Source organism: Streptomyces sp. NPDC006544, from assembly GCF_040611715.1.
Classification (GTDB): Bacteria; Actinomycetota; Actinomycetes; order Streptomycetales; family Streptomycetaceae; genus Streptomyces.
Genome location: NZ_JBEXOV010000019.1, coordinates 88,835 through 97,153, shown reverse-complemented (window position 1 = coordinate 97,153; position 8,319 = coordinate 88,835). Strand labels below are relative to the sequence as shown.

At 70.5% G+C, this 8,319-nt stretch carries 6 protein-coding genes; 3 read left to right on the top strand and 3 right to left on the bottom strand.

Annotation, left to right across the window (positions count from 1 at the left end; translation table 11 throughout):
- Positions 1-149 precede the first annotated feature (149 nt).
- A complete protein-coding gene (gcl, locus tag ABZY44_RS12285) occupies positions 150-1,937 on the bottom strand; it encodes a glyoxylate carboligase (RefSeq protein WP_356652680.1) in 1,788 nt (595 codons plus the stop codon).
- Positions 1,938-2,191: 254 nt separating this feature from the next.
- Between gcl and ABZY44_RS12280 the strand changes: the two genes are divergently transcribed.
- Together ABZY44_RS12280 and ABZY44_RS12275 are read left to right on the top strand one after the other, a co-directional pair.
- Entirely contained in the window at positions 2,192-2,995 is an 804-nt protein-coding gene (locus ABZY44_RS12280; RefSeq protein ID WP_356652678.1) for a hypothetical protein, read from the top strand.
- Positions 2,996-3,036: 41 nt separating this feature from the next.
- Positions 3,037-3,531: a glutathione peroxidase gene (locus ABZY44_RS12275; RefSeq protein ID WP_356652676.1), complete on the top strand. Its 495-nt coding sequence runs from the start codon at positions 3,037-3,039 to the stop codon at positions 3,529-3,531.
- Between the two features lie 164 nt (positions 3,532-3,695).
- On the opposite strand, the gene ABZY44_RS12270 is transcribed toward ABZY44_RS12275, so the two are convergent.
- Positions 3,696-5,453, bottom strand: coding sequence for an AMP-binding protein (locus ABZY44_RS12270; protein WP_356652674.1), 1,758 nt, complete (start codon positions 5,451-5,453; stop codon positions 3,696-3,698).
- A 45-nt stretch (positions 5,454-5,498) separates the two neighbouring features.
- Positions 5,499-6,758, bottom strand: coding sequence for a winged helix DNA-binding domain-containing protein (locus ABZY44_RS12265; protein WP_356652672.1), 1,260 nt, complete (start codon positions 6,756-6,758; stop codon positions 5,499-5,501).
- Positions 6,759-6,964: 206 nt separating this feature from the next.
- Here ABZY44_RS12265 and ABZY44_RS12260 point away from each other — a divergent pair, with 206 nt between their 5' ends.
- Positions 6,965-8,131 carry a magnesium and cobalt transport protein CorA gene (locus tag ABZY44_RS12260; protein WP_356652670.1) on the top strand — a complete coding sequence of 389 codons (1,167 nt, stop codon included), beginning with the start codon at positions 6,965-6,967 and terminating at the stop codon, positions 8,129-8,131.
- Positions 8,132-8,319 lie beyond the last annotated feature (188 nt).

Genomic DNA, 8,319 nt, shown 5'->3' with positions numbered 1-8,319 from the left:
AACGCTCGGCTGGGAGACCCCAGCCGAGCGCCTGCATAAACTACTTGCCGCCTGATCAAACCAACCAGGTGTTGCAACGATCCCTAGAAACCGCCCTCCTTCGGGAGGAACGGGGGCCGTCGTGTCGTGCCGGGCCGGCCTTGGTGGGGCTAGGCGGAGATCGGGCGGATCGCGGTCGGGGCGTGGCCCGGCTCGGTCGCGATCTCCTCGAACTCGGTGACGTCGCTCATGTCGACCGTCTTGCTCATCGAGATGTTGGTGACGCGCTCGAGGATGGCCTCGACGACGACCGGGACGCTGAACTCGGCGGCCAGCTTCTTGGCCTCCTCGAGAGCGGCACCCAGCTCGTTCGGGTCCGTCACGCGGATGGCCTTGCAGCCCAGACCCTCGACGACCTTGACGTGGTCGACGCCGTAGACGCCCAGCTCGGGGGCGTTGATGTTCTCGAACTCGAGGTTGACCTCGAAGTTGATGCCGAGACCACCCTGAGCCTGACGGATCAGACCCAGGTAGGCGTTGTTCACGAGGACGTGGACGTACGGGATCTTGTGCTGCGCACCGACGGCCAGCTCCTCCAGCATGAACTGGAAGTCGTAGTCACCGGAGAGCGCGACGACCGGGGTCGTCGGGTCGGCGGTGGCGACGCCCAGCGCGGCCGGGATGGTCCAGCCGAGCGGGCCGGCCTGGCCGCAGTTGATCCAGTGGCGCGGCTTGAAGACGTGCAGCATCTGCGCACCGGCGATCTGGGACAGACCGATGGTGGTGACGTAGCGGGTCTCCGGGCCGAAGGCCTTGTTCATCTCCTCGTAGACGCGCTGCGGCTTCATGGGGATGTTGTCGAAGTGCGTACGGCGCTGCAGCGAGCCCTTGCGTTCCAGGTGCGAGGCGACCCAGGCGCTGTAGTCGGGCAGCTTGCCCGCGGCCTTGAGCTCCTTGGCGACCTCGATGAAGAGTTCCAGCGCGGCCTTGGCGTCCGAGGCGATGCCGAGGGCGGGGGCGAAGATCTTGCCGATCTGGGTGGGCTCGATGTCCACGTGGACGAACGTGCGGTCGCCGAGGTAGGCGTCCAGGTTGTAACCGGTGTGACGGTTGGCCCAGCGGTTGCCGATGCCCAGGACGTAGTCGGACTCCAGGAACGTCGCGTTGCCGTAGCGGTGCGAGGTCTGCACACCGACCATGCCGGCGGCGAGCTCGTGGTCGTCCGGGATGACGCCCCAGCCCATGAGGGTGGAGATGACCGGGACGCCGACCAGCTCGGCGAACTCGACCAGCAGGTCGGAGGCGTCGGCGTTGATGATGCCGCCACCCGCGACGATCAGCGGACGCTCGGACTCCAGCAGCAGCTGGATGGCCTTCTCGGCCTGCTTGCGGGTCGCGGCCGGCTTGTGGACGGCCAGCGGCTCGTACAGGTCCGGGTCGAACTCGATCTCGGTCAGCTGGACGTCGATCGGCAGGTCGATGAGGACCGGGCCGGGGCGGCCGGAGCGCATCAGGTAGAAGGCTTCCTGGAACACGCCCGGGACCTGCGCGGCCTCGAGGACCGTGGTGGCCTTCTTGGTGACCGGCTTGGCGATCGACGCGATGTCGACGGCCTGGAAGTCTTCCTTGTGGAGCTTGGCGACCGGGGCCTGACCGGTGATGCACAGGATCGGGATCGAGTCCGCGATGGCCGAGTACAGGCCGGTGATCATGTCGGTGCCGGCGGGGCCCGAGGTACCGATGCAGACACCGATGTTGCCCGGCGCCGTGCGGGTGTAGCCCTCGGCCATGTGCGAGGCGCCCTCGACGTGGCGAGCGAGCGTGTGGTTGATGCCACCGACGTTCTTGAGCTCGCGGTAGAACGGGTTGATCGCAGCGCCGGGCACGCCGAACGCTTGCGAAACGCCCTCGCGCTTGAGGATCTCCACTGCGGCGGCGGCGGCTGTCATACGAGGCATCGAGTTCTCCTGCGGGTCTGGCGGTCAGGCTTTTCCGTAATCCGGAAGTTTTGTTCTGCTATACGGAACAAGCTAAGGCGCGCCTTCACGCACGTCAAGGCGGAACCGCAGCCCGGAAACCACCAAAAGCCACGTCTCGGTCGGTGGGTTGTACGAAAATCCAGGTGCCGACGGAAAATCGATGGTCTGCCCGCCCTGGTGGTGGCTGGTGGTGGAGCATGGGTCCACGCACAGCGACGAGGGGGCCAGGTGTCATGACGGATGCGGTACCGGTGCGCTGTCCCGCCTGCCTGCGCGAGAACGACTACACGGCTCCGGTGTTCCCCTGCGCCTGCGGGAGCCCGGTCACCCCGCCGCTGGACCTTGCGGCGCCGGCCCGCGAGCTGATCCACCGCACCTGGTCGGACAGCTGGGTGACGGTGCGGTGCGAGGCCTGCGGACAGGACGGGGACTGGCCGCATCCGGAGGTGGGGTGCGGGTCGTGCGGGACGGTGCTGGTTGTCCCGGTCCATCCGCGGGGACCGGGGGACGGGGAGCGGGCGGGGAACCCGGCGGAGCCGGGGCGGGCCGCTCCGGGGCGGGGTCCCGCCGGGCACGGTGGCGCGGGGCGGGGTGCTGCGGACCCCGCGGCTGCGGGCGACCCGTCCGCCGCGGCGGGCGGGTCCGCGCGGCGCCCTGCGTTCCTCCCCGTGACCATCCGTACCGCCCGGGACGCGGTGTCCACGGCCGCGCTGTACCTGCGCTGGCTCGGATTCCAGGACGTGCGCCAGCCCGACGGCCGGCCCGTCCCGTCGGCCCCGGTCGACCTGCGCGCCCCCGGGCTGGTCGCCCAGGTGGACCCGACCACCGCACCGGCCGGGGTGCGGGCGGTGGAGTGCGTCTGGCTGAACGGGCTCACGGCCTCCGCGACGAGCGTCTACTTCGCGCTCGCCGGATACACGCAGGACGCCCGCGCCCGCGCGGACGACCTGGGGATACCGCTGTTCGTCGTGGACCTCACGGGCACGCCGCAGCCGGTCAACGACCCGGCGGACGAACTCGTCGGTACGGGGGCCTAGGCTCGTGGGATATTGCGTGCCTTTCTGCCGAGGAGAGCCTGATGAGCCTGTACGACATCCCGCTGACCACCCTGTCCGACGAGCCCACCAGCCTCGCCGCCTACAAGGGCAAGGCGGTCCTGCTCGTGAACACCGCCTCGCAGTGCGGTCTCACCCCGCAGTACTCGGGTCTGGCCCGGCTGCAGTCCGCGTACGAGGAGAAGGGTTTCACCGTCATCGGTGTCCCCTGCAACCAGTTCGGCGGGCAGGAGCCGGGCACCGCCGATGACATCCAGACCTTCTGCGCGACCGGTTTCGGGGTCACCTTCCCGATGCTGGAGAAGTCCGAGGTCAACGGCGAGAACCGGCACCCGCTGTACCAGGAGCTCGTGAAGACCCCGGACGCCGAGGGCGAGGCCGGTGACATCACGTGGAACTTCGAGAAGTTCCTGATCTCCCCCGCCGGTGAGGTCGTGGGCCGCTTCCGCCCGCGCACGGAGCCCGAGGCCCCCGAGGTCATCGCGGCGATCGAGGCCCTGCTGCCGGCCTCGGCCTAGGACCCGCTACCGGTACGGGGCCGCGTGCGCGCGGGCCCGTACCGGCTGCGTGAGCGCGGGCCCGTACCGGGAGCGTGAGCGCGGGCCCGTACCGGCCGTGTGCGCGGAGCGTCGTACCTCGCGCCGGCGCGCCCCACGTGCCCTCGCGCCCGCGCGCGCCCGGATCAGCCGAGGCCGAGATCCGCCTCGTCGTACTCCTCGGCCGAGCCGGCCGCGGTGAGCTCGCGCAGCTCCACCCGGCGGATCTTGCCGGACACGGTCTTCGGAAGCTCTCCGAATTCGATGCGGCGGATCCTCTTGTACGGGGACAGCACCGCGCGGGAGTGCTCGAACAGCACGCGGGCCGTCTCCGGGCCCGGCTCCCAGCCCGCGGCGAGCGTGACGTACGCCTTGGGGACGGCGAGGCGCAGCGCGTCCGGGGCCGGGACGACGGCGGCTTCGGCGACCGCCTCGTGCTCCAGCAGGGCGCTCTCCAGCTCGAACGGGCTGATCTTGTAGTCGGATGCCTTGAAGACGTCGTCGGCGCGGCCCACGTAGGTGAGGTAGCCGTCGGCGTCGCGCGAGGCGATGTCGCCGGTGCGGTAGAGCCCGTCGGCCATGGCCTCGGCGGTGCGCTCGGGATCGTCCCGGTAGCCGGTCATCACTCCGGCGGGGCGCGGGCCGAGCGCCACGCAGAGTTCGCCCTCGTCGGGGGATTCCTTGCCGGTGACCGGATCCAGCAGGACGATCTCGTACCCGGGGGCGGGGCGGCCCATGGAGCCCGGCTTGACGGGGGCGCCGGGGAAGTTGCCGGCCTGGAGCGTGGTCTCGGTCTGGCCGAAGCCGTCGCGGATGGTCACGCCCCACGCCTCGCGGACCTTGTCGATGACCTCCGGATTGAGCGGCTCTCCGGCGGCGACGGCCTCGCGCGGCGGGGTGCGCAGCGCGCTGAGGTCGGACTGGATCAGCATCCGCCACACGGTGGGCGGGGCGCAGAAGGTCGTCACGCCGTGCCGGTCCATCTCGGCCATCAGCCGCTCCGGGTCGAAGCGCGCGTAGTTGTGGACGAAGACGGTGGCGCCGGCGTTCCACGGGGCGAAGAGGTTGGACCAGGCGTGCTTGGCCCAGCCGGGCGAGGCGATGTTGAGGTGTACGTCGCCGGGGCGCAGGCCGAGCCAGTACATGGTGGAGAGGTGCCCGATCGGGTACGAAGCGTGCGTGTGCTCCACGAGCTTGGGCCGGGCGGTGGTGCCGGAGGTGAAGTAGAGCATCAGCGGGTCGGTGGCGAGGGTCTCTCCGTCCGGGGTGAAGCGGCCCTCGGCGGCGTACATGTCCTCCAGGCGCCGCCATCCGGTGGGGATGTCGGGCCCGGCGGCGATCCGGGTGTACCCGCCGGGTACGGCGTCGAACTTGCCGGTGTCCTCGGCCCGCGCGATGACGTGCCGTACGTGGCCCCGGTCGATGCGGTCGCGCAGGTCGGCCGGGCCGAGCAGCGGGGTCGCCGGGATGACGACGGCGCGCAGCTTCATGGCGCCGAGCATCACCTCCCACAGCTCGCGCTGGTTGCCGAGCATGACGAGGATCCGGTCCCCGGGGGCGACGCCCTGGGCACGCAGCCAGTTGGCTGCCGCGCCGGAGCGGGCGCTCATCTGCTCGAAGGAGACGGCGTGGCTGGTGCCGTCCTCCTCGACGATCCGCAGGGCGTCGTCCTGGTTCCCGGCCGCGACGTGGTCGAACCAGTCGAGGGCCCAGTTGAACCGCTCGGGGCGGGGCCAGGTGAATCCGGCCCGGGCGGCCTCGTAGTCCCCGCGCCGTTCCAGCAGGAAATCGCGGGCGGCGAGGAACCGGGCGGTGGCGTCGAGGTTCGCGTGGGGCCGGTGCGACGGGTTCGGCGGTTCTGACGCCTTGGACGGGTCCGACGGGTTCGACATGTTCTGGGTCATGCCAGGCATCGTGCCGTGTCCGGCGTACGGGCCACCAGAGCGGCGTCAGCCGTGGATTGACCCGAAGCGGACGATGCCGGTGGCAAGGGACCCGGCAAGGGACCCGCTGACGGGGGCCAGCCCGCCCGCGACCGCGTCGCCGGGGCCCTCCGCGGCCATGGCCGCGAGGAGGGCCTCCCCCTCGGCGACGATCTCCGCCTCGAGCGCCTTGGGGGCGGGGGAGAACAGCTCGACGGTGAGCGTGGCGCCGTCGAGCTTCCACAGCCCGGAGAGGAAGCCGTCGAGGAGGAGGGTGCAGTGGGCCTGGTTTCCCGACCAGCTGCGCCCCTTGAGCGCGGGGGCGACCACCCGGGAGCGGTCCGCGTGGGAGAGGAGCAGGTTGTCGAACTCGGGGAGGAAGCGCGGCGGGGCGGGCACGTCGGCGTCGGGGCGGGGCGCGTCGGGCAGGTCGAAGAGCTCGACGCCGTTCTCGTCCTGGAACACGGCCAGCCGCGGCCGCAGCCGCTCGAAGGGCTCGCGCAGCCGGGTGAGGCCGGCCCAGGTCTGCATGTCCTTGACGGAGGCGGGCCCGAAGGCGCGGAGGTAGCGCAGGACGAGTCCGTCGATGCCCTGGGGGTGGTCGGCGTCGTCGATGCCGCCGATGCCGTCGACGCGGTCGGTGGCCTCAACGCCGTCGGCGGCCCGGGGCCCGTCCGCAAAGCTCCCCGCCCCCTCACCCTCCCTCTCCCTCGTCCACTCACCGAGGGTGGTGAGCCGTACCCCTCCACTCCTGCCCCACACCCCCCGCGGGGTGACCTGTACGAGCGGCAGGAGGCAGCGGGCGGCGACGGACAGCGACTGGGGGTCGGCGCCGGGCCATTCCTCGACCAGCTCCTCGCGGATCTCGGCCATGGTGCGCGGTTCCTCTTCCACGAACGCCCGGGCGCGGCGGGCGAGCCTGTCCAGGTCGACTCCCACCAGGCCCTTGCGGAAGTAGTTGACCTCCCGGTCGCGGGCGGGCTGGACGAGGGGCCGCAGGAGGAACGCGTCGTGGGCCGTGTGGGTGTGGATGGTGGACCGCATGGTGACCATCCGGACCACGTCCCGGGACTCCATCAGCCCGGCGAGCTCGGTGGGCCGGAATCCGGCGAGGCGCGCGTGGAGCTGGAAGTAGGGCGGCTTCACGTTCTGCGCCTGGAGCCCCAGGAGGTGCTGGACCGCGTCCCGTGCGGACATCTGCGCACGACCCAGGAGCAGCTGGCGGTCGAGCGTGGCACGGTTCAGTGAACGGGTGTCGAGCACGCGGTGCGTCGTCCTGGAGGCCATGACCACAACGTAGTCCCCCTTGCGGACACCTTCTGTCCGCAACCCCTGGCTACCCGAACCATCCATCCGGGCGATCCGACCGGTCCCCCGGTCCGTCCGACCGAGGCGACGGCCCATCCATCCGGATATCCTGCGCGATGCTGGCACATACTCGTAAACACCCATAACACCTCGTAAACACCTGTTCGAGCGGGAGCTGACCTGCGATGTCGGAGCACCCAGACCGCCGCGATTCACCCCCGCCCGCGAAGCGGCCGGGGTGGCGCCGCCCGGCCGCCCCTCCTCCCGGCACCCCGGCCACGCCCCCGCGTTCCCCGAAGCCGGCTACACAGGACCCCACCCCCGCCGACCACCGCAGCGTGATCGACTCCGCCGTCTACCACCACGGCGTCCGGGTCGCCTCCCCCGCCACCCTCGCCGAGACGTTCCGCCGACTGCGCGAGCAGCCCGACGGCATGGCCTGGATCGGTCTGCACCGGCCCAGCGAAACCGAACTGCATTCACTGGCAGCCGAGTTCAACCTCCACCCGCTCTCGATCGAGGACGCCCTGGAGGCCCACCAGCGCCCCAAGCTCGAGCGGTACGGAGACACCCTCTTCGTCGTCCTGCGCGCCGCCCGGTACCTGGACGCCCTGGAGGAGGTCGACTTCGGCGAGCTCCACATCTTCGTCGGCCCGGACTTCCTGATCACGGTCCGCCACGGCGCCGCCCCCGACCTCTCCGCGGTCCGCCGCCGCATGGAGGCCTCCCCGGAACTCCTCTCCCTCGGCCCGGAAGCCGCCCTGTACGCCATCCTCGACGCGGTGGTCGACGGCTACGCCCCGGTCGTCGAGGGGGTCCAGAACGACATGGACGAGATCGAGACGGAAGTCTTCCGCGGCGACCCGGAGGTCTCCCGCCGCATCTACGAACTCTCCCGCGAAATGGTCGAGTTCCAACGCGCGACCCGCCCCCTGGTCGGCATGCTCCACAGCCTGATGGCCGGCTTCGCGAAGTACGGCACGGACGAGGAACTCCAGCGCTACCTCCGCGACGTGGCCGACCACGTCACCCACACCAGCGAACGCGTGGACGGCTTCCGCCAAGCCCTCACCGAAATCCTGACGGTCAACGCCACCCTGGTCTCCCAACAACAGAACGCCGAAATGCGCGCCCTGGCGGAAGCCGGCTTCGAACAAAACGAGGAGATCAAGAAGATCTCCTCCTGGGCCGCCATCCTCTTTGCACCCACGTTGGTGGGAACCATCTACGGCATGAACTTCGAGGACATGCCGGAACTGAAGTGGGCGGGCGGCTACCCCTTCGCAATCCTGCTGATGGCAGTGGTCTGCGTCAGCCTGTACGTCATCTTCAAGAAGCGCGACTGGCTGTAGCTGGCCCACCAATCGGTTGATTAACTTAGCTCTTGCGAACGCCAGGAAGTGGCCTGTCGAGTCCCCTGGGGAGAATCTGGGGAGAATGCACTTCCCGACCCTTCAGGGCTCTCCCCCGCTGGCGCCGCCCCCTCCCGCGCGTCGGCGGCCTTCAGCGGAGCGGGACCCGCGTATACGTCGGCCCATCA

What these genes read in the sequence shown, in the direction of transcription:
- gcl (WP_356652680.1), bottom strand. Translation starts at nt 1,937, where the DNA reads ATGCCTCGTATGACAGCCGCCGCCGCCGCAGTGGAGATCCTCAAGCGC.
- ABZY44_RS12280 (WP_356652678.1), top strand. Translation starts at nt 2,192, where the DNA reads ATGACGGATGCGGTACCGGTGCGCTGTCCCGCCTGCCTGCGCGAGAAC.
- ABZY44_RS12265 (WP_356652672.1), bottom strand. Translation starts at nt 6,758, where the DNA reads ATGGCCTCCAGGACGACGCACCGCGTGCTCGACACCCGTTCACTGAAC.
- ABZY44_RS12270 (WP_356652674.1), bottom strand. Translation starts at nt 5,453, where the DNA reads ATGACCCAGAACATGTCGAACCCGTCGGACCCGTCCAAGGCGTCAGAA.
- ABZY44_RS12260 (WP_356652670.1), top strand. Translation starts at nt 6,965, where the DNA reads ATGTCGGAGCACCCAGACCGCCGCGATTCACCCCCGCCCGCGAAGCGG.
- ABZY44_RS12275 (WP_356652676.1), top strand. Translation starts at nt 3,037, where the DNA reads ATGAGCCTGTACGACATCCCGCTGACCACCCTGTCCGACGAGCCCACC.